Genomic DNA, 22070 nt, shown 5'->3' on the forward strand with positions numbered 1-22070 from the left:
ACAATCGATTTGTATACAAAATATTGTTTTTGGAGGTGTGCAAGGGTTGGTTAAGTACGTGCTGAAAAAACTGCTATTTATGCTGCTATCGCTTTTCATACTCGCATCAGCAACCTTCTTCCTAATGAAGGCCATTCCGGGTGACCCTTTTACATCCGAGAAAAAAGTAACGCCTGAAATTCGGGCACTACTAGAAGTGAAGTATGGATTAGACAAGCCTATGTTTGTTCAATACTTGAAGTACATGGGTGGAATTATTCAAGGGGATTTCGGGGTTTCTATGAAATACCTGAACCAAGAAGTAACCGACATGATTACTCAAACGTTTACAGCGTCACTTAAACTGGGTGTCTTTGCAATTGTTATCTCCGTTATAGTGGGTGTACTGCTTGGTCTGATCGCAGCAGTATATCACCGTAAACTCATTGATGATGTCACGATGGTGCTTGCTGTTATCGGGATCGCGGTACCAAGCTTCTTGTTAGCGTCCCTATTGCAATACATTTTTGCATCCAAACTCGGATGGTTTAACGTAATGGGCTTCGACGGACCACTCGACTATGTGCTCCCGGTTGCAGCTCTATCTGCATCTCCGATTGCCTTTATCGCACGTTTGACACGCTCAAGCATGCTGGAAGTTCTTCATGCTGATTACATCAAAACAGCAAAAGCTAAAGGTCTGAAATGGCCTGCAATTATGTTCAGACACGTTGTACGTAACGGTATTCTTCCGGTCGTAACTTATGTAGGTCCAATGACAGCGAATATCATTACAGGTTCTGTCGTAATTGAGCAAATCTTTAACATTGGTGGTATTGGTAAAGTATTCGTAGAAAGTATCACAAACCGTGATTACACAATGATCATGGGGATTACGATCTTCTACGGTATTCTCCTGATGTTAGCACGTTTCTTCACAGATATTGCTTACGTGCTAATTGATCCTAGAATTAAGCTGGAAAGCCGGAAGGGGGCATAACGTTGTCTGGCACGAACAATAAAAAAAATGAAACGGCTAACACTGACCTGAACAGTCAGGCAGCGGTTAAGCCGCAAGAAAGCATATCTCTTTTTAAAGATGCTATGTATAGACTTGCAGCCAATAAAGCCGCAATGATTAGTCTAGGTATCTTAATTCTTGTCGTGATTTTCTCTATAATTGGTCCAACTTCGTTGTTTACTCAGTATAACTATTATTCCAATGATCTGATGAATTCCAACTCAGCACCGAGTGCGGAGCACTGGTTCGGAACGGACGAGCTTGGTCGTGACGTTTGGGTAAGAACTTGGGTCGGCGCACGTGTATCCCTTACTGTAGGTTTGGCAGCAGCCTTGATTGACCTTATTATCGGTGTTATTTATGGGGCAATCATGGGCTTCTACGGTGGACGTGTAGATGGAATTATGAACAAGTTTTCCGAAATTCTTTATTCCTTGCCGTACATGCTGGTAGTAATCCTGTTGTTGGTTGTATTGGAGCCAAGTTTGACTACCATTATCATTGCACTCACCATTACGGGCTGGATCAGTATGTCATGGATTGTCCGTGGAGAGATTATGCAACTCAAAAACAGAGACTTTATTCTCGCAGCACGTTCCATGGGGGCAAGCACGACTCGTCAATTGTTCCGTCATTTGTTGCCTAATGCAATCGGTCCAATTCTGGTAACATTGACGTTGTCTATTCCAAATGCAATCTTTGCTGAAGCTTTCTTGAGCTTCCTCGGACTAGGTGTTTCTGCACCGAGATCTTCACTAGGTTCAATGATCAATGATGCATTGACAGGTTGGACACTATTCCCATGGCGGATGTGGTTCCCAGCAGGTTTGATGGTTATCACAATGCTAGCATTTAACTTGCTCGGTGATGGTCTACGTGATGCACTTGATCCGAAATTACGTAAATAGAAATAGGAGGTGGGAATAATGGAGCCGATTTTAACTGTCAAAGATTTGAGCGTGTCCTTTACGACACGTTCTGGAGAATTTGATGCCGTTAAAAATGTGAGTTTTGAACTTGGCAAAGGAGAGACGTTGGGAATCGTTGGTGAATCAGGTAGTGGTAAGAGTGTTACCGCCCAAACGATCATGAAGTTGATTCCCTCCCCGCCTTCGAAGGTCAAAAGTGGAGAAATTACTTTTCACGGGCAAAGCCTATTAAATAAAACAGATAAACAAATGGAAGCCATTCGTGGTAAAGATATCGGTATGATCTTCCAAGATCCTATGACTTCATTGAATCCTACAATTAAAATAGGTAAACAGATCACTGAAGTTCTGCGTAAGCACCAGAATATGTCCAAGAAAGAAGCAGAAAAACGTGCACTGGAAATGTTGGAGCTCGTGGGAATCAAAAATGCGGCTATTCGCATGAATCATTATCCACACCAATTCTCTGGTGGTATGCGTCAACGTGCGATGATCGCGATTGCGCTGGCGTGCCGTCCATCTCTTCTCATCGCGGATGAGCCAACAACAGCACTCGACGTAACGATTCAGGCGCAAATTCTGGACGTTATGAAGGATATGCAACAAAAACTCGGAACATCGATCATGCTGATTACCCATGACCTTGGTGTAGTTGCTGGTATGTGTGACCGTGTCGTAGTTATGAAGGAAGGCGAAGTGGTTGAGACAGGAACAACTGCCGAAATCTTTAGCAATCCTCAACATCCATACACGATCAAGTTGTTGAACGCTCTACCACGCTTGGATGAGCCTAAGAAAGAAAAACCTGCACCGGCTGGTATTATCAAAGGTGCCAACAAGCCGCTAGTTCAAGTGAAGAACTTGAAACAATACTTCAATTTGGGTAAAGGTAACATTCTTAAGGCGGTTAATGATGTTAGCTTTGATATTTTTGAAGGCGAAACACTTGGTGTTGTAGGCGAATCTGGTTGTGGTAAATCTACAACAGGTCGTACTATTCTGCGCCTTTATGAACCAACTGGCGGAAGTGTTAACTTTAACGGAACAGATATCTACAAGCTTTCTCCGCGTAAGATGAAAGAAATGCGTAAAGATATGCAGATGATCTTCCAAGATCCTTATGCATCCTTGAACCCGCGTTTTAACGTTATGGATATTATCGGTGAATCCCTAGATATCCACGGTTTGGCTTCCAGCCGAGCTGAGCGTAAAAAACGGGTTGAAGAGCTGCTTGATCTGGTAGGCTTGAATCCTAGCCATGCACTTCGTTACCCACATGAATTCTCTGGTGGTCAAAGACAACGGATCGGGATTGCCCGTGCCTTGGCTGTAGACCCTAAATTCATCATCTGTGACGAGCCGTTGTCTGCATTGGATGTATCAATCCAAGCACAAGTCGTTAAACTGTTGGAAGAGCTCCAACAACGTCTTGGCTTGACGTATCTCTTTATTGCGCATGACTTGTCCATGGTTAAACATATCAGTGACCGCGTAGCGGTTATGTATATGGGTAAAGTGGTTGAGCTTGCTGAAAGTGAAGAGCTCTACGCTAATCCGATCCATCCATATACGAAAACGTTGCTGTCAGCAATCCCGGTACCTGATCCGGAAGTTGAAGCAAACAAACGTCGTATTTTGTTGCCGGATGAGCAAGCTGGCCCAATCCAGAATGCAGGTAGTGGCCCTGTAAACGACCCTTATAACCTGGAAAATGCTCAATTAATTGAAGTTTCCAAAGGTCATTGGGTTTCAGAGCCTTACGCATAAACCAATTGTAACTGGACTTATTTATGTATCTTAAACCGTCGACTTGTTCGGCGGTTTTTTTGTAGTTTTTGTGACTTTCTTTTGACGAAGAGGCATTGGATTCGGTACAATCAAGAAAGGCTTTGAAGCAGAATAGGAGGCAGACCTCATGAAAGGTGTTACAGAGGCGCTCCGCAGCGGATCACGGCTTGCAGAAGACTACATCTGTTCACGTGATGCTGCGCGTGGCCTTTATGAGTATGACATTCACTGGGAATCTGAACTGGATAGACGTGCCGAATGGCTCGACCAATCGGAAGACACACGTATTAACCGTCAGGACTTGGTAGAATATCTACGTATATATAATAAGCGATTAAACCCTGATGATGCTGTGCAACGATCACTCGATCGTTTGGCTGACGAGAATGCGCTGGTAGTCACAGGGGGTCAGCAAAGTGGCTTGTTGACAGGACCCTTGTTCGTTATTTACAAAGCAGCCAGTGTAGTAGCAGCTGCGCGTGAAGCTGAGACTAGATTACAGCGCCCGGTTGTACCCGTCTTCTGGATTGCGGGAGAAGATCATGACTGGGATGAGGTTAACCACACCTATTTACCGGATACCCAAGGCGATATCGTGAAGCTGAAGCTGCATGGTCGGTTTGAGGGGCGTGATTCGGTCAGTAACGTGAAGGTTGACACAGAACAGTGGATGGCTTCAATTGAGCAGGTAGAGCATCTGTTACCTGACACGGTACATAAACCGAGCTTAATGAAACTGCTGGTTGATATCCATAACTCAAGTTACAATCTTAGTGATGCTTTTGCTCGATTGATTGCTGCGTTGTTTGGCAAAAGTGGACTTATCCTGATGGATGCTGCTTCGCCGGATCTTCGCCAATTAGAGCAACCCGTTTTTGAACGGATCATTCGTGAAAATGATATATTGCGTGAGGCTTATCTTCACGGAGCTTCATTAGTCAAAGAAGCAGGCTACGACATGCCAGCAGAAGTGGCAGACGACGGAGCCAACTTGTTTTACATTCATGGAGGAGCACGTTTGTTGTTGCTTTTGAAGGACGGTCTATACACGGATCGGAAAGGTCTGGTTTCCTTCTCAGAAGAACGATTATTACAAGAGCTGGCAGAACACCCGGAGAGATTCAGTAATAACGTACTAACCCGTCCGTTAATGCAGGATTCGATCCTGCCTGTTGTCGCTGTTATTTTGGGGCAAGGTGAGATCTCCTATTGGGGTTTGACACGCACTGCATTTACACAGTTTGGTCTTCAGATGCCCATTCTGTTGCCACGTTTGTCATTTACCATCCTTGAGGATGTTCATCAGAAACATATGAATCAGTACGGGCTTTCTTTCCAAGATGTGCAGTACCATCTCGAAGAAAAACGTGATCAGTGGCTTGCTGGCCAAGAGACATTTCAGGTAGAAGAACAATTCAGCCAGGCTAGTCAGGCGATAGCTGATATCTATCGTCCTTTGCTTGACCAAATTACGGCAATTCATCCCGGTCTAGATCGAATCTGTGATACGAATTTAAGAAAAATCAACGAACAAATTCAGTATCTACAAAACCAGACGAACAAAGCGATTTCACTTAAACATCAGGTTGGGCTTAGTCATTGGAATGGCATACAAAATGCTCTGTTCCCAATGAATAAACCACAAGAACGCGTACACAATGCGCTCTATTATCTGAATCGCTTCGGAACCGAATGGATTGAAGAGTTGATTCAAGATCAGCGTGAATTCCGTGGGCAACATCAAGTGATCAGACTGTAATGTTCTTCTTAATAGAAGGAATACAATCTAAGGAGGATCTGTAATGACAACACCCGCTCTGCAAAATAGTATTGTGAAAGATATGGGGCTTGCTCCAGAAGGACATTTGAAAATTGATTGGGTCGAGGCGCACATGCCTGTCTTAAACCGGATTCGCCGTCAATTTGAGCAGGATCTTCCATTCAAAGGACTAAAAGTTGCGATCTGCCTTCACCTTGAAGCCAAAACGGCTTATCTTGCTAAAGTGATTCAGGCTGGTGGGGCAGAAGTGACGATTACCCACAGTAACCCGTTGTCCACGCAGGATGATGTGTGTGCCGCGCTTGTTGAAGATGGCGTAACAGTATATGCAAAATACAATCCAGAACCTGCCGAGTTCAAACAGCTTCAACTTCGCGCTCTTGAAGTGAAGCCTGATCTCATCATTGATGATGGTGGCGACTTTGCTACGATTATTGCCTCAGAACGTCCTGACCTTGCTGCAACGATTCGTGGTGGTGCAGAGGAAACGACAACAGGAATTATCCGTTTGAAAGCATTGGCGAAAGAAGGCCAATTGCAATTCCCGATGGTTGCAGTTAATGACGCTTATTGCAAATACTTGTTCGATAACCGCTATGGCACGGGTCAGTCTGCATTTGATGGAATTATCCGTACGACCAACCTGGTCGTTGCAGGGAAGAACGTCGTTGTTGCAGGTTATGGCTGGTGTGGAAAAGGTGTAGCTATGCGTGCCAAAGGGCTCGGAGCGAATGTTATCGTAACCGAGATCGACCCGATCAAAGCAGTAGAAGCACACATGGATGGATTCCGCGTGATGACGATGGTGGAAGCAGCTAAGATTGGTGATTTCTTCATCGCAGTTACAGGAAACAAAGATGTAATTACTGGTGAGCATTATGATGTAATGAAAGATGGTGCAATCCTAAGTAATGCAGGTCACTTTGATGTCGAAGTGAATAAGCCTGAGCTTGCTAAACGTTCCGAGTCTATTCGCACAGTTCGTCGTAACATTGAAGAATATCGCTTCAAAGATGGACGTAAGATGTACTTGTTAGCTGAAGGTCGTCTTGTGAACTTGGGAGCGGCTGATGGCCATCCGGCTGAGATCATGGATACAACATTTGCACTTCAAGCACTCGGTTTGCGCTATGTGAGTGAAAACTATGTAAGTCTTGGCAAAAACGTAGTTAATGTCCCGTATGAAATCGATCAACAAGTGGCTAGCTATAAGCTTGAAAGCCTTGATATTACGATTGATTCACTCTCCACGGAGCAAGAAAAATACCTGGACAGCTGGAAATTCTAAACGATTCCCAGTAATTACAAGCTGAATAACTGATTCAAACGGTCTACAATAGTGTATTGATGATATGGCTCATAATCGGGTATATTCATTTGCCCGTAGAAGGAAACGTCTTTGATCCTGAGTTACGGGGTCAGAGGCGTTTTTTGCTTGCTGAAATGAAAAAAAATCAAGCAAGTAAGAAGGGTTTTGATTTTTTAGTGCGAATCTATTATGCTTAGGTGGTGGAAAGTGGGGCAAAGTGGGAGAAACGGGTGAGGAGTGAGTGGGCCAATGTTTATGGGGGAGTTCCAACATAGCATTGATGATAAAGGGCGGGTTATTATCCCTGCCAAATTCCGCGAATCTCTAGGGCCTTCTTTCGTTGTCACACGGGGGTTGGATCAATGTCTTTTCGTGTACCCTATGGAAGAGTGGGGGATCATGGAACAGAAACTCAAAGCACTACCTTTAATGAAGTCAGATGCGCGTGCATTTACTCGATTTTTTTTCTCTGGTGCGACTGAATGTGATTTGGACAAACAGGGTAGGGTAAATTTGCCGGGCAATCTAAGGGAATATGCCAAACTAGACAAAGATTGTGTTGTACTTGGTGTATCGAACCGGGTAGAGGTCTGGAGCAAAGACATCTGGGAGAATTATTTTAATCAATCAGAAGAAGTATTCAACGACATTGCCGAAAAGCTAGTCGATTTTAATTTTGATTTATAAAGTCAGGAGGGGTGCAGGTTGTTTCACCACATAACCGTACTCAAAGAAGAGGCAACAGAGGGATTAAACATCAAGCAGGACGGTATATACGTGGACTGCACTTTAGGCGGTGGCGGACATAGTTCCGTAATTGCTTCCAAGCTTGGTCCAGGGGGACGTCTGATCGCATTGGATCAGGATGATTGGGCTTTGGATAATGCACGTGAGAAGTTAGCTGCTTATGGAGACCGTATAACATTGGTCAAAACCAACTTCCGTGATTTGGAACAAGTTCTTAAGGAACTGGACATTCCACAGAAGGATGGTGTACCACAGGTCGATGGTATTTTGTACGATTTAGGTGTATCCTCACCGCAGTTTGATGAAGGAGAACGTGGATTCAGTTACAATCATGATGCTCCACTCGATATGAGAATGGATCAGGATGCATTTTTGACTGCCAAAGAGATCGTAAATGAGTGGCCAGAGAATGAAATTGCTCAGATCCTATATCGTTATGGTGAAGAGAAGTTCTCAAGAAGAATCGCACGTGTCATTGTAGATAAGCGAAGTCAGTCACCTATTGAAACGACAGGTGAGCTTGTCGAGTTAATCAAGGAAGGGATCCCTGCGGCGGCTCGTCGTACCGGTGGACACCCTGCTAAGAGAAGTTTTCAGGCTCTACGAATTGCAGTTAACGATGAGTTAGGTGCATTCGAGGAAGGCTTGCATCAGGCCGTTCGATGCCTGGCACCAGGTGGACGTGTATCTGTCATAACCTTTCACTCGCTTGAAGATCGGATATGCAAACAGATTTTCAGCAGTTATCTGGAGAAGTGTACATGCCCTCCCGATTTCCCTTTATGCGTGTGTGGCGGTAAGGGAACGTTGCGTTTAGTCAACAGGAAGCCTATGATTCCGACGGAATCAGAATTAGCTGAAAATTCCCGTGCACGCTCAGCCAAACTGCGCGTAGCAGAGAAATTGTAAACTTAAAGAGTGAAGGAGGAGCCTATGCATGGCATATACACGTGGTAATCTGGCTGTAAAAGAAAAAGCGTCTCAACAGCGTGTGACCCAGCAACGGTACAAGGAAACTACGAAAGTAGTCACGCGTCGTACCGGACTTCCCGCACGTGAAAAATTTCTATACTTACTCACTTTGGTGGCAGTAATCGTAGTAGGCGGCGTAATGATGTCACGTTATGCTCAGATCTATGATCTGAACAAACAAGCACAATCAACGTTATCCGAAGTTAGAGCAGCTGAAAAAACGATTGCTGATTTACAAGTGGAACGTGAGAAATTAAACAATTTGGTCATCGAACATGCACGTGAACTGGGTTACGTTGAAGCGACGGACAAAAACGTTATTTATGTACCACGTTCAACCAACGCAGGATCTTCTTCGGATACAGCAAAGTAAGTAAAGAGGTGTACCGATGGTAAAAAGAATAAAAATGCGCACGCTACTTATAGGGGGATGTATTACCCTCTTTTTTCTTGTACTGGTGATTCGAATCTTCTTCATTCAAATTGTGAACAAAGACTTCTGGACAGAAGAAGCTTCCGGATTGATTGAACGTCAACAGACGATTAAAGCTAGTCGAGGTTCAATAACAGATCGAAACGGAAATATACTTGCCACGGATGCTCCTGCATACACCGTATCTGTAAACCCTCTGCTAATCAATGAGCTAGGTATTGAGGATGAAGTTACAACTAGACTCTCTTCTATACTAGGTAAAAATGAAAGTGAAATGCGTGCGATCGTCACAGCGAAAAAACCAGATAATGGCGGATTCTATGCCCAACGTGAAGTGCGCAGTGAGGGGTACAAGATTGGACCTGACCTCCAAGCGAAAGTGAATGAGTTTCGGGAAGAATTGCAAGAAAAGTATAAGGCGCGAAATGCTATTGTAATGACACAGGAATCGAAGCGCTATTATCCAGAGGAAACACTTGCTTCACATGTACTAGGTTATATGAATCGTGACGGAAAAGCGGTCAATGGGCTCGAAGTGTCTTATGATGATGTATTGACAGGGACTGACGGGCATTTGAATTACCAAAAGGATGCCAAAGGCATTAAACTTCCGGGCTCTGAGGACACGTATCTGCCACCGAAGAATGGTAAAACGTTGAAACTTACGATTGATGATACGATTCAATATTATATTGAAGATGCCATGAAAGAAGCTGTGGCTAAATACAATCCGCTGAGTATGACTGTCATTGCAGCAGATCCTAATACGATGGAAATCCTAGGTATGGCGAACTGGCCAACCTTTAACCCGAATACGTATGGTGAAACACCGGATCAGAAGAACTTTATCAACCATGCGACCCAATCCATCTATGAGCCAGGTTCCACGTTCAAGATTGTTACTTTAGCAGGCGCAGTTGAAGAAAAGTTATTCGATCCGAATGCGACCTTTGAATCGAAACGGGTGTATATTGGCGGTTATCCGATCAGTGATAATGGTCATGCTTATGGCTGGATTTCATATTTGGAGGGTGTAAAACGCTCAAGTAACATTGCGTTTGTTAACCTCGGTTATAACATGCTGGGCGGTGATCGGTTACGTCACTACATTGACCAGTTTGGCTTCGGTAAGAAGACCGGGATTGATCTTCCAAGTGAGTCGGCTTCACCAATTAAACCACTGGTGTATAAGTCAGAGATTGCAACGGCTGCTTATGGTCATGGTCTCGTACAAGTTACACCGATTCAACAGGTGGCGGCTATTTCAGCGATTGCCAACGGCGGAAAACTACTGACACCTCATCTGGTTAAAGAGATCATTAATCCGAATGATGGAACGACAGAGGTTATTAAGCCGAAGGAAGTTCGTCAGGTTATTTCTAAAGAGTCTTCCAAACTTGTGAGTGGTTATTTAGAACAGGTTGTGGCTGACCAAACAATTGGTACAGGGAAAAATGCCTATATTGAAGGATATCGAGTAGCTGGTAAAACAGGTACAGCGAGAAAATGGGATGGCAAGGAATATAGCAAATCCAAGGATGTCGTTTCCTTCATTGGATTTGCTCCTGTGAACAATCCCAAAATCGCGATGTTGGTTCTTATTGACCAACCAAGCGGTGCTAACATTGGAGGCGGAACTGCTGCCGCTCCGGTATTCAAGAAAATTGTTAGCCAAACCCTTCAATATTGGGGAATTGCCAAAGAAACAGTTTCAACGGGGAACAGTAAAACTAAAGCTGCTCCTGTCATCCAATCCAAGGCTCCTGATCTGATTGGCAAAACAGCGAAGCAAGCTAGAAGCCAATTGTTGAATGCTGGTATTGCCTATGAAACATTAGGCCAAGGCGAGAATGTAATTCGACAGTATCCAACGGCTGGATCTTTAATGAACCCTGGACAACGCATCTACCTGCTGACGGAAGAAAGCAGTAAGATGAAGATCCCAGATCTGAAGGGTTCCTCTCTCCGAGATGCCCTTGAAGTTCTCTCTTTAATTAAAGTAGGTGTAACCGTTAAGGGAGAAGGCTTTGTGGTGAAACAGACGGAGCAAGTGTCAGGTGAACAGCGTACAGTTCAGTTGGTACTTCAAACGGCCAAAGCGGCAGTCACGGGTGTTGGAGATGATGCTCCCGATTCTTCGGATGCGGCAGTCGATAAGAATGCCGAAGGTTCAAATTCAGATGCTACTGGGCAGGGAGAAGAGGCGGATCAGGCCGATCAGAATGCTGCATCTTCAAGTGGGAACGAATCATCTGAAGGTAATCAGACGGACAGTTCACTTCCATAACTCGAAATGGCATTATAAAATACAGCTTGTTCTAACCCCTGGTTGTCCCGAATATTCATGAATGTAAGGAAGCTCATGATTTTGGGACGAGTGGGGGGATCTTTTTCGTGAAGGGATCAAGTGTAAATTTACGGCGCAGGCTGTTATGGAGTTTAGTTGTTCTAATCTTATTGTTCTCGGCTCTGGTGATACGACTGGCTTATGTGCAACTGGGAAAGGGGCCGGAACTGTCGGCTAAGGCAGAGGAATCGTGGCGTCGGAACATTCCGTATTCGGCAAAACGGGGAGAGATTCTGGACCGGAATGGAACCTCGCTTGCTTATAATGTGACGAGTCCAACCATCATGGCTATTCCTGCCCAGGTGAAGGAAGCAGAGGTCACCGCAAAAGCACTCGCTCCACTGCTTGGCATGACGGAAGAGAAAGTGCTGGCAACCATCAAGAAAAGAGAACTTATTGTCAGACTACAGCCCGGCGGCCGCAAAATTACGATGGATAAAGCTCAACGCATCCGTGATTTGAAGCTTCCGGGTATCGTTGTTGCAGAAGACAATAAACGCTTCTATCCTTATGGTGACTTGGCTGCTCATATTCTTGGGTTTACTGGGATCGACAATCAAGGTTTAACTGGGGTAGAGAAAAAGTATGATGATAAGCTCAATGGCTTGAACGGCAGCGTGTCCTACTTGTCCGATGCGGCCGGAAGGCTAATGCCGGGCTCATCTGAGAAGTATGTGGAACCGAGGGACGGGCTGAATCTGGAGCTGACGATTGATAAATCCATTCAGTCAATCATGGAGCGCGAGTTAGATCAGGCGATGGTCAAGTTTCAAGCAAACTCTGCGCTTGCCATTGCCATGAATCCCAAAACGGGTGAAGTGCTGGGAATGGCAAGTAGACCGGGATATGAGCCTGCTGACTATCAACAGTATCCTGCGGAGATTTATAACCGCAATCTGCCAATCTGGATGACATATGAGCCAGGTTCAACGTTTAAGATCATCACATTAGCAGCAGCACTGGAAGAAAAGAAAGTGAATCTGCAGCAGGATCAGTTTTTTGATCCCGGCTATGTAGAGGTTGGCGGTGCAAGGTTACGCTGTTGGAAGAAGGGCGGGCATGGGAGCCAGACTTTCTTACAGGTTGTCGAGAACTCTTGTAACCCTGGGTTCGTAGCTTTGGGTCAAAAGTTAGGGAAGGAATCACTCTTCTCGTATATTAAAAACTTTGGATTTGGCACCAAAACGGGCATCGATCTTAGTGGTGAAGCGAGTGGTATTCTATTCAAGCTCTCACGAGTAGGCCCTGTAGAACTGGCAACCACTGCATTTGGTCAAGGTGTATCGGTGACCCCGATCCAGCAAGTTGCAGCAGTCTCTGCTGCAATTAATGGCGGTAAGCTCTACAAGCCTTATGTTACCAAGGCCTGGGTTCATCCCGAGACAGGTGAAGTGATGGAGGAAGCTAAGCCAGAGCTAGTAAGGCAAGTCATTTCGGAGGATACGTCCAAACAAGTGCGTGAAGCGTTAGAGAGTGTTGTGGCAAAAGGTACCGGCCGACCAGCTTTTATTGATGGCTATCGTGTAGGTGGTAAAACAGGAACAGCGCAAAAGGTTATTAATGGGCGTTATTCTTCCAGTGAACATATTGTATCATTCATTGGCTTCGCCCCAGCAGATGATCCTCAGATTGTCGTGTATACCGCTGTGGATAATCCTAAGGGAATTCAATTTGGTGGTGTGGTAGCAGCTCCGATTGTACAAAATATTTTGGAGGATGCACTTCACTATATGAAGGTTCCTGTGCGTAAGGATCAAGTTGCCAAAGAATATAAATATGGTGAAACTAAAATCGTAACCGTACCTGATTTAACAGGCGCGACGGTTGAAGACTTGTACGAGGATCTGAACATGAACTTCATGCTCGCGAAGTCCGGCAGCGGGAAATATGTAATTAATCAAGCACCCAAGCCTGGAGCACGTGTTGATCAAGGGTCAACAATACGAATTTATATGGGCGATGTCCTCAACGATGCCCATAATCATTCAGCAGAAGAAGGTCAGGAGCCTTGAGTCTTAATCAAGGCCTGACCGCAACAAAATGGATCGAGATGCGTTTCATTAATTGGTTATAATGACGATAGTATAATAAAGACATATACAGAAGTAGTAAACTTTGAGAAGTGAGGTTATCCATGTGCTCTTAAAACAACTTGCATCAAAACTTATAACTGCTCGTCTGAATGGTGAACCCAATACAGAGTGCTTAAACTTGCAGACAGATTCTCGTCAGGTGCAACCGGGAGATCTGTTTATCTGTCTTCCGGGACATACCGTGGATGGGCATGAATATGCAGAGAAAGCTGTACAGGCAGGAGCTGTAGCTCTAGTTGTGGAGCGTCTACTCGATCTACCTGTGCCACAGCTTCTTGTGAGAGATAGCCGAGTAGCGATGGCTGTGCTTGCTGATTTCTTTTTTGACTCGCCAAGTCAAAAGATGAATATGATTGGAGTAACAGGAACGAATGGTAAAACAACGACCACGTACTTGATCGAAAAAATCATGAGCGACTATGGGCAAAATACAGGTTTGATCGGTACGATCCAAATGCGTTATGACGGTCGTACTTATCCAATGTCAGGCACAACACCTGAAGCACTTGATTTGCAGCGGAGTTTGAATGATATGGTACAATCGGGTACGCAGTGCTGCGTCATGGAGGTTTCTTCTCATGCTCTTGAACAGGGTCGCGTAAAAGGAACGGAATTCCGCACAGCGGTGTTTACCAATTTGACACAGGATCATCTAGATTACCATCATTCCATGGAAGAATATCGCGCAGCGAAAGGGTTGTTCTTTGCCCGCCTAGGCAATGGTTATGCCGAAGAAGCTTCCAAACGGAAATTCGCGGTCATTAACGCGGATGATCCGGCAGCGGCTTATTTCATCTCTGTTACGGCGGCTGAAGTGATTACATATGGTATGGGTGACAATGCAGACGTTCGTGCATCCCAAATTTCGATTACTTCTCAGGGTACAGCATTCCACGTGGATACATTTGCAGGCAGCACGGACATTTCGCTACGTATGGTTGGTAAATTCAATGTGTATAATGCCATGGCTGCAATTGCTGCAGCACTCATTGAGGGCATTCCTCTTGAAGAAATCAAACGTAGCCTGGAGACTGTGCCAGGGGTGGATGGACGTGTAGAGGCAGTTGATGAGGGGCAATCGTTTGCAGTCATTGTCGACTACGCACATACACCGGATGGACTGGAGAATGTGTTAAGAACCGTCAAAGAATTTGCTGAAGGACGTGTAATCTGCGTATTTGGCTGTGGGGGCGACCGGGATCGTACGAAACGGCCTTTGATGGGTAAAATTGCTGCTAAATATAGCGACATTGTTTTTGTCACTTCTGATAATCCACGGACAGAAGATCCTGACCTGATTCTTAAAGACATTGAGCAAGGGCTGATTGAGGAATCCGTTCCTGCGGATCGCTATGTTATGATTGTTGATCGACGTCAGGCTATTCATGAAGCTATTGAAATGGCAAGCCCAGCCGATGTAGTATTGATTGCGGGCAAGGGACATGAAACCTATCAGATTATCGGCACAACCAAAACCGATTTTGATGATCGAATCGTAGCCAAAGAAGCGATAAGGGGCAAATCCAATTGATAAAACGAACATTGGCACAATTGGCGGAGATGTGCGGAGGAACGTTGTGTGACGCTGCCGCATATGGTGAGACGCTTGTAGAAGGCGTATATACAGACTCACGTAAGCGAGCGGTCGGTAGCTTGTTTATTCCGCTTGTGGGTGAGAGGTTTGACGGGCACGAATTTGTGCCAACCTGTTTAGAGACAGGAGCTGCAGCTGCGCTATGGCAAAAGGATCATGGGACTGCTCCTCAAGGAGCGATCATCCTTGTTGAAGACACGCTGCTCGCATTACAGGCGCTTGCTTCAGCTTACCTGAACGAGAGTCGTGCATCTGTTGTAGGCATTACCGGCAGTAATGGTAAAACCACAACAAAAGATATTGTGGATGCTGTTCTGTCTACGACGTACAAAGTACACAAAACGCAAGGTAACTTTAATAATCATATCGGTTTGCCACTAACCGTTCTATCCATGAACGAGGACACCGAAATTATTATTTTGGAAATGGGCATGAGTGGACGGGGAGAAATTGAGTTGTTATCCAAGATCGCCCAGCCTGATGTGGCAATCATTACGAATATCGGAGAATCTCATCTTCTTCAGTTGGGGTCTCGTTTGGAGATTGCTAGAGCCAAAGTTGAAATTGCGGCAGGTATGAAGCCTAGCGGTGTGTTGATCTACAACGGAGACGAGCCGTTAATCGCTCAAGTGCTGGCTGAACGATCAACGATACAGCCAAATAACATGCAGCGAGTTACGTTTGGACTTCAGACCGATAACGATGATTATCCAACAGGCATCATGAATGCTCCGAGTGGCGTTGTGTTTACGAGTAAACAATCGGGAGAAGCAGCCTATACGCTTCCACTGTTAGGTACTCATAATGTGGTGAATTGTCTGGCAGCTCTTGCTGTCGCGCGTCACTTCGAAGTGAAATCGGAGCAGATTGCTGAGGGGTTATCTCGATTAAAGCTCACAGGTATGCGTATTGAAGTCCTCCAGTCCTCCAGTGGACTCACGATACTTAACGATGCCTATAACGCTAGTCCAACCTCGATGAAAGCAGCGGTGGACGTTCTTGAAGGTTTACGAGGATATCGTTTCAAAGTCGCTGTACTAGGAGATATGCTTGAACTAGGACCTCAAGAGAAAGAACTCCACTATGGCATTGGTGCATATGTGACTCCAGATAAGATGGATATGGTACTGACATATGGCTCGCTTGCTGCAAGTATCGCTGAAGGGGCGAAGCAGCATATGCCGGCGGAAGCCGTTCTAGCCTTTGATAATAAAGAGGAACTGACCCGTTACCTTTTGGAGAAACTCCAGCCAAGAGATGTTGTCTTGTTCAAAGCTTCCCGGGGGATGAAACTTGAGGACGTGGTCGAAGCACTGAAAATAGCACCATTACAGAAATGAAGTAGACTAGAGGGGTGAACCCATGGATTTCCAGGTATTACTGTTAACAATCGGCGTTTCATTTATTCTGGCAGTGATTGCCGCACCGCTCCTGATTCCATTGCTGCGTCGTATGAAATTCGGGCAGCAGGTAAGGGAAGATGGCCCACAGAGCCATCTCAAAAAAAGCGGAACACCTACAATGGGCGGAGTCGTGATTTTGCTCGCGTTCACATTGGCATTTTTGAAATTTTCGGCAGTTAAGAATACAGACTTTTATGTCCTGCTTGTAGCTACACTGGGCTTTGGTCTGATTGGATTCTTAGATGATTACATCAAAATCGTATTTAAACGTTCGCTTGGACTGACAGCTAGACAAAAAATGCTCGGTCAGTTGTTCTTCAGTGCAGTGATGTGTTACTTGTTAATTCAAAATGGACACAGCACAGCGATCTCCATCCCAGGCACATCGGTTTCCTTCGACTGGACCGGATGGTTCTATTATCCGTTTGTGGTCTTCATGATGCTTGCGATCACTAATGCGGTTAACTTTACCGATGGACTAGACGGATTATTATCCGGAATTAGCGCCATAGCTTTCGGAGCATTCGCCATTGTTGCGATGCAAGCCACTTCAATGCCTGCTGCGGTATGTGCGGCTGCGATGATTGGTGCTGTACTTGGTTTTCTTGTATACAACGCACATCCTGCTAAAGTATTTATGGGAGATACCGGTTCTCTTGGAATCGGTGGTGCCATTGGTGCAGTAGCTATTGTAACCAAGACAGAACTACTCTTTGTCATTATCGGCGGTGTGTTTGTGATTGAGATTCTATCTGTAGTTATTCAGGTGATATCTTTCAAGACACGAGGCAAACGTGTGTTCAAAATGAGTCCCATTCATCACCACTTTGAATTAAGTGGATGGTCTGAATGGAGAGTTGTTATTACCTTTTGGGCGGTAGGCGCAATTCTGGCCGCTCTTGGACTTTATCTCAACAAGGGGTTGTAGATCATGAACCATCCTGAATCGTATCGCGGACAACAAGTTGTAGTGCTGGGACTTGCCAAGAGTGGTGTGCAAGTAGCCAAAGTACTGCATCACGTTGGAGCTATTGTCACAGTGAATGATAAAAAAGAAAGACAACAGTGTCCCGAAGCATCCGAATTGGAGGCTTTGGGAATTTCTGTTGTATGCGGAGGACATCCGGATGATCTGATTCACAGCGAGGTGAAGCTAGTGGTCAAGAATCCTGGGATTCCTTATCAAGCCCCACCAGTTCAGCAAGCACTGAATTTAAGCATTGAGGTCGTGACAGAAGTTGAGGTTGCCTATCACTTGTGTGCTGCTCCGATGATTGGAATTACAGGCTCCAATGGGAAAACCACCACGACAACATGGGTAGGTAAAATGCTTCAGCATGCAGGCTTACAGCCTATCGTTGCTGGCAATATCGGAACTCCGCTTTCCGAAGCAGCGCAACAAGCCACTACCGATAATTGGATGGTCGTGGAGCTCAGTAGCTTCCAGCTCAAAGGTACCACCGATTTCCGTCCACGGATTGCTAGTTTGCTCAACGTAGCCGAGACTCATCTGGACTACCATGGGGATATGGATGATTATGTGGCTTCCAAAGCCAAATTGTTCTCCAATCAGCAATCGGATGATATCGCCATTCTGAACTGGGATGATCCGGTATGTCGTGGACTTGTACCGTACATCAAGAGCAAGCTGCTTCCGTTCTCCATGACCGAGACGCTAGAAGTAGGCGTATATGCTGATCCTCCTTATGTGGATGGCGAAGAGGATGATGTGAAGCGTCAAGTGATCTATGCGGATGAGCAAGGTAATCGTCATGTGATTGTTGATGTGGAGAACATCGGTATTCCCGGCAGATTCAATGTAGAGAATGCACTGGCAGCTGTAGCTATAGCGGTATCCGCTGGAGCCGATCCTACTGTGCTTGCAGCTCCTCTTACGGAGTTCAAGGGAGTTGAGCATCGACTGGAATATGTATTGCAGCATGACGGTGCTACATACTTCAATAACTCCAAAGCGACCAATTCCAAAGCTACGGTTATGGCGCTGAATTCTTTCAAAGAGCCCGTTGTTCTTATAGCAGGTGGACTGGATCGGGGTTCAGATATGATGGAGCTCTTACCATTGTTCCAGGAACGAGTTAAGGCAGTTGTTGCACTCGGTGAAAATCGTGCGAAAATTGCTCATGTAGCTGAGCTAGCTGGGTTAAAGCAAATTAAGGTCGTCGATAATGAGGAGGACGCTGCCAAGACGTTAACCGCTGCAGTCCAGGAAGCATCTAAGCTTGCGGCTCCAGGTGATGTCGTTCTTTTATCACCAGCATGCGCAAGTTGGGACATGTTTGCATCCTATGAAGAGCGGGGACGCATTTTTAAAGAGGCGGCGCATAACTTGTAAGTAGGGGGGTGGAAAAGCCCCTACTTCCATGCAAGGGGTGGCCTCCTGATGAAACAGTCGCGACCGGCGCCAGATCTCTGGCTCCTGATTTGTATTATGGCATTGCTTGCCATCGGCATTATTATGGTATACAGTGCAGGTTCGGTGCTTGCTTTCCACGACTACGGGGATTCGTTTTACTTTGCCAAAAGACAACTTCTGTTCGCAGGACTTGGACTTGCTGCTATGTTTGTAACGGCAAATGTGGATTACCGTGTTTGGAGGAAGTATGCGAAGCCGATTTTGATTGCCTGTTTTATTATGCTGATTGCTGTACTGATTCCGGGCATTGGTGTTGTCCGTGGTGGAGCGCGGAGCTGGCTTGGCATTGGTTCGTTTGGTATTCAGCCTTCCGAATTTATGAAGCTAGGCATGATATTGTTTTTGGCACACTGGCTTAGTAAAGACCCTGGGAAGATTAAGACCTTCACCACCGGTTTGTTACCACCCCTTGGATTGATGGGGTTGGCATTTGGCATTATTATGCTGCAGCCCGATTTGGGGACAGGCACAGTTATGATGGGTGCATCCATGTTGATTGTGTTTACGGCAGGTGCACGCATGAAACATTTAATGTTCCTCGCTCTAGGTGGTGTGGCTGGATTTGCGGCATTGATCGCGGCGGCACCTTACCGTTTGAAACGGATTACAGCCTTTCTAGATCCATGGTCTGACCCACTGGGCGCAGGTTATCAGATTATTCAATCGTTATATGCGATTGGGCCAGGAGGACTCGCGGGTCTTGGATTAGGCATGAGCCGTCAGAAATACAGCTATGTGCCTGAGCCACAAACGGACTTTATTTTTTCTATTTTGGCCGAGGAGTTAGGCTTTATCGGTGGATTAATTGTTTTGCTTTTATTTCTAGTATTAGTCTGGAGAGGTATGCGTGTAGCAATGACTGTTCCTGATGCTTTTGGCAGCTTGCTCGGTGTAGGGATTGTAGGTATGGTTGCTGTTCAGGTGATCATTAACATCGGGGTTGTTATTGGGCTCATGCCTGTTACAGGGATTACACTACCGTTAATCAGTTATGGTGGGTCGTCTCTAACGCTCATGCTTACTGCTCTAGGTATTTTATTAAACTTATCCCGTTATGCGAGGTGAATACGATGCGAGTCGTTCTAAGCGGTGGCGGCACGGGTGGGCATATCTATCCGGCTGTTGCCATAGCAAGACAATTGGAGGCGGAGAATCCCGACTCGACATTTTTATATATTGGGGGAACCCGAGGTTTGGAAAGCAAACTGGTGCCTCAAGAAAATATTCCGTTTCAATCCATCGACATTACAGGTTTCCGTAGGAAACTGTCGATCGACAATTTGAAGACCGTCATGCGATTTATTCAAGGTGTAAGCAAATCCAAAAAAATGCTGAAGGAATTTAAGCCTGATGTCGTTATTGGTACGGGTGGATATGTATGCGGTCCAGTCGTTTACGCTGCGGCCAAGCTAGGTATTCCAAGTATTATTCACGAACAGAATGCCATTCCAGGTCTGACTAACAAGTTCCTCACACGTTATGTGGATACCGTAGCGGTTAGCTTTGAAGGGGCTGAAAAAGCATTCTCTGGCGCTAAACGAGTCATCTATACAGGGAATCCGCGTGCAACTACAGTTGCTAAGGCCAGCCGTGATCGCGGTTTTGCAACGTTGGGGGTTCCGATGGATAGTCGCGTTGTCCTTGTTGTAGGGGGCAGTCGCGGAGCAAAGGCAATCAATAAAGCCATGGTAGACATGGCGCCTAGGTTAGCTGAGCTGGATGATGTTCATGTCGTATACGTCACCGGCGATACCTATTTCGATGAAACAAGAGAAGCGATCCGAAGTTCGCTCGGCACGATGCCTAATCATCTGCACGTACTGCCTTATGTACACAATATGCCTGAAGTGCTTGCTTGTACTTCCCTTATTGTGAATCGTGCAGGAGCGTCATTCCTTGCGGAAATTACGTCACTGGGCATTCCATCTATTCTTATCCCTTCACCGAATGTAACGAACAATCATCAGGAAGCCAATGCTCGCACGCTTGAAGGTGGAGGAGCATCTATAACGATGTTGGAAAAGGATCTAACGGGTCAAAAACTCTATGAAACGATTGCTGGCATCATGAATGATGAAGGAGCTCGCAGGAAGATGGCTGCAGCATCCAAACAGCTTGGCAAACCCGATGCAGCCGAGGTGCTTGTGAATGAAATTCGGCGACTTGCTGTGCACCGCTAAAGAGTGTTCTGGGCGATTGTCACATACCTGCCGGGACTGACATAAGATACCGTATAAATCGTGACAATCGTTCTACAGCGTCGTAGCCCAGCCTGTTGAAACAGCAGCAGGCTTGCTCATCGGTTCGAAGTAAAGGAGGTTTTCAACATGCAGCAGTGGATATCGGTACTATCCCAGAATAATGTCGGCAAAGTTCTTGAAAACGAGCCGCTCGCAAAATATACGACATGGAAAATCGGTGGTCCTGCGGATGCGCTAGTCATACCGGAAAATAAAGGGCAGATGGTCAATCTAATTCAGTTGTTACAAAAGCATCAGATCCCGTGGATGCAACTTGGACGTGGATCAAACATGCTAGTATCTGACAAAGGAATACGCGGTGTTGTCGTGAAACCAGGAGAGGGCTTTGACTTTGCGGAATTTCACGAAGATGGCGTAACAGCCGGAGCTGCATTTTCTTTTGTTAAGCTGAGTGTGATGGCTGCCAAAAAAGAATTTACCGGTTTGGAATTTGGTAGCGGCATTCCTGGAACTGTCGGTGGAGCTGTGTATATGAACGCGGGAGCCCATGGATCGGATGTGTCACGGATATTTCAATCCGCTGAGATTGTGCTGGAGACAGGGGAATTGGTACGTTATAGCAAGGAGGACATGAATTTTGCCTACCGCCACTCTGTACTGCATGATCAGAGAGGCATTGTACTTGAGGCTACGTTTGCTCTTCAGCAAGGGGAGCGCAAAGTGATTTCGGAAGCGATGGCGGCCTATAAGGATCGCAGACGGCGTACACAGCCACTGCAGATGGCTTGTGCAGGCAGTGTTTTCCGGAACCCACCTGGTGATTATGCAGCTCGCTTGATTGAAGCAGCAGGGCTAAAGGGTAAGACACAGGGAGGCGCACAGGTATCCACCATGCATGCCAATTTCATTGTTAATACCGGCCAAGCAACAGCAGAGGACGTCATCACCCTTATGCAGCATATTCAGAGCACTATATCATCTCATAACGGTATTGACCTGGTACCGGAAGTCTTCGTAGTGGGTGAGCGGTAAACCCCGGA

The 22070-nt window shown here is 45.8% G+C and carries 17 protein-coding genes; all 17 read left to right on the forward strand.

Going from position 1 to position 22070, the window contains the following annotated elements; genetic code table 11:
• Nucleotides 1–46 precede the first annotated feature (46 nt).
• Nucleotides 47–979: an ABC transporter permease gene (locus J2T19_RS00290; RefSeq protein WP_145045630.1), complete on the forward strand. Its 933-nt coding sequence runs from the start codon at nucleotides 47–49 to the stop codon at nucleotides 977–979.
• A 47-nt stretch (nucleotides 980–1026) separates the two neighbouring features.
• Nucleotides 1027–1908 carry an ABC transporter permease gene (locus J2T19_RS00295; protein ID WP_370874784.1) on the forward strand — a complete coding sequence of 294 codons (882 nt, stop codon included), beginning with the start codon at nucleotides 1027–1029 and terminating at the stop codon, nucleotides 1906–1908.
• A gap of 18 nt (nucleotides 1909–1926) precedes the next feature.
• On the forward strand, nucleotides 1927–3696 hold the full coding sequence (locus J2T19_RS00300; protein ID WP_307211720.1) for an ABC transporter ATP-binding protein: 1770 nt from the start codon (nucleotides 1927–1929) through the stop codon (nucleotides 3694–3696).
• Nucleotides 3697–3844: 148 nt separating this feature from the next.
• Nucleotides 3845–5476 (forward strand): bacillithiol biosynthesis cysteine-adding enzyme BshC, encoded by a 1632-nt coding sequence (gene bshC / locus J2T19_RS00305; protein ID WP_307211723.1) that lies wholly within the window; start codon nucleotides 3845–3847, stop codon nucleotides 5474–5476.
• A gap of 43 nt (nucleotides 5477–5519) precedes the next feature.
• A complete protein-coding gene (locus J2T19_RS00310) occupies nucleotides 5520–6785 on the forward strand; it encodes an adenosylhomocysteinase (RefSeq protein WP_307211726.1) in 1266 nt (421 codons plus the stop codon).
• Between the two features lie 270 nt (nucleotides 6786–7055).
• The gene (gene mraZ, locus J2T19_RS00315) at nucleotides 7056–7493 is read left to right on the forward strand and encodes a division/cell wall cluster transcriptional repressor MraZ (protein WP_307213100.1); all 438 of its coding nucleotides are present in this window, start codon (nucleotides 7056–7058) and stop codon (nucleotides 7491–7493) included.
• An 18-nt stretch (nucleotides 7494–7511) separates the two neighbouring features.
• The gene (gene rsmH / locus J2T19_RS00320) at nucleotides 7512–8462 is read left to right on the forward strand and encodes a 16S rRNA (cytosine(1402)-N(4))-methyltransferase RsmH (RefSeq protein WP_145045623.1); all 951 of its coding nucleotides are present in this window, start codon (nucleotides 7512–7514) and stop codon (nucleotides 8460–8462) included.
• Between the two features lie 28 nt (nucleotides 8463–8490).
• Nucleotides 8491–8898, forward strand: a complete 408-nt coding sequence (locus J2T19_RS00325; protein WP_307211734.1) for a hypothetical protein — start codon at nucleotides 8491–8493, stop codon at nucleotides 8896–8898.
• Between the two features lie 16 nt (nucleotides 8899–8914).
• Nucleotides 8915–11245 (forward strand): penicillin-binding transpeptidase domain-containing protein, encoded by a 2331-nt coding sequence (locus J2T19_RS00330; RefSeq protein WP_307211737.1) that lies wholly within the window; start codon nucleotides 8915–8917, stop codon nucleotides 11243–11245.
• Between the two features lie 107 nt (nucleotides 11246–11352).
• Nucleotides 11353–13317, forward strand: a complete 1965-nt coding sequence (locus J2T19_RS00335) for a stage V sporulation protein D (RefSeq protein ID WP_128102857.1) — start codon at nucleotides 11353–11355, stop codon at nucleotides 13315–13317.
• Between the two features lie 124 nt (nucleotides 13318–13441).
• A complete protein-coding gene (locus J2T19_RS00340; RefSeq protein WP_307211746.1) occupies nucleotides 13442–14929 on the forward strand; it encodes a UDP-N-acetylmuramoyl-L-alanyl-D-glutamate--2,6-diaminopimelate ligase in 1488 nt (495 codons plus the stop codon).
• Nucleotides 14929–16332: a UDP-N-acetylmuramoyl-tripeptide--D-alanyl-D-alanine ligase gene (locus J2T19_RS00345; RefSeq protein ID WP_307213102.1), complete on the forward strand. Its 1404-nt coding sequence runs from the start codon at nucleotides 14929–14931 to the stop codon at nucleotides 16330–16332. The genes J2T19_RS00340 and J2T19_RS00345 overlap by 1 nt, the downstream gene beginning before the upstream one ends.
• A 22-nt stretch (nucleotides 16333–16354) precedes the next feature.
• Entirely contained in the window at nucleotides 16355–17323 is a 969-nt protein-coding gene (mraY, locus tag J2T19_RS00350) for a phospho-N-acetylmuramoyl-pentapeptide-transferase (RefSeq protein WP_056696140.1), read from the forward strand.
• Nucleotides 17324–17326: 3 nt separating this feature from the next.
• A complete protein-coding gene (murD, locus tag J2T19_RS00355) occupies nucleotides 17327–18748 on the forward strand; it encodes a UDP-N-acetylmuramoyl-L-alanine--D-glutamate ligase (RefSeq protein ID WP_307211752.1) in 1422 nt (473 codons plus the stop codon).
• 48 nt (nucleotides 18749–18796) lie between these two features.
• Nucleotides 18797–19894 (forward strand): stage V sporulation protein E, encoded by a 1098-nt coding sequence (spoVE, locus tag J2T19_RS00360; RefSeq protein ID WP_145045601.1) that lies wholly within the window; start codon nucleotides 18797–18799, stop codon nucleotides 19892–19894.
• Nucleotides 19895–19899: 5 nt separating this feature from the next.
• Nucleotides 19900–21009, forward strand: coding sequence for an undecaprenyldiphospho-muramoylpentapeptide beta-N-acetylglucosaminyltransferase (gene murG / locus J2T19_RS00365; protein WP_307213104.1), 1110 nt, complete (start codon nucleotides 19900–19902; stop codon nucleotides 21007–21009).
• 147 nt (nucleotides 21010–21156) lie between these two features.
• A complete protein-coding gene (gene murB / locus J2T19_RS00370) occupies nucleotides 21157–22062 on the forward strand; it encodes a UDP-N-acetylmuramate dehydrogenase (protein WP_307211755.1) in 906 nt (301 codons plus the stop codon).
• Nucleotides 22063–22070 lie beyond the last annotated feature (8 nt).

It is taken from the genome of Paenibacillus tundrae (assembly GCF_030812775.1).
GTDB lineage: Bacteria > Bacillota > Bacilli > Paenibacillales > Paenibacillaceae > Paenibacillus > Paenibacillus tundrae_A.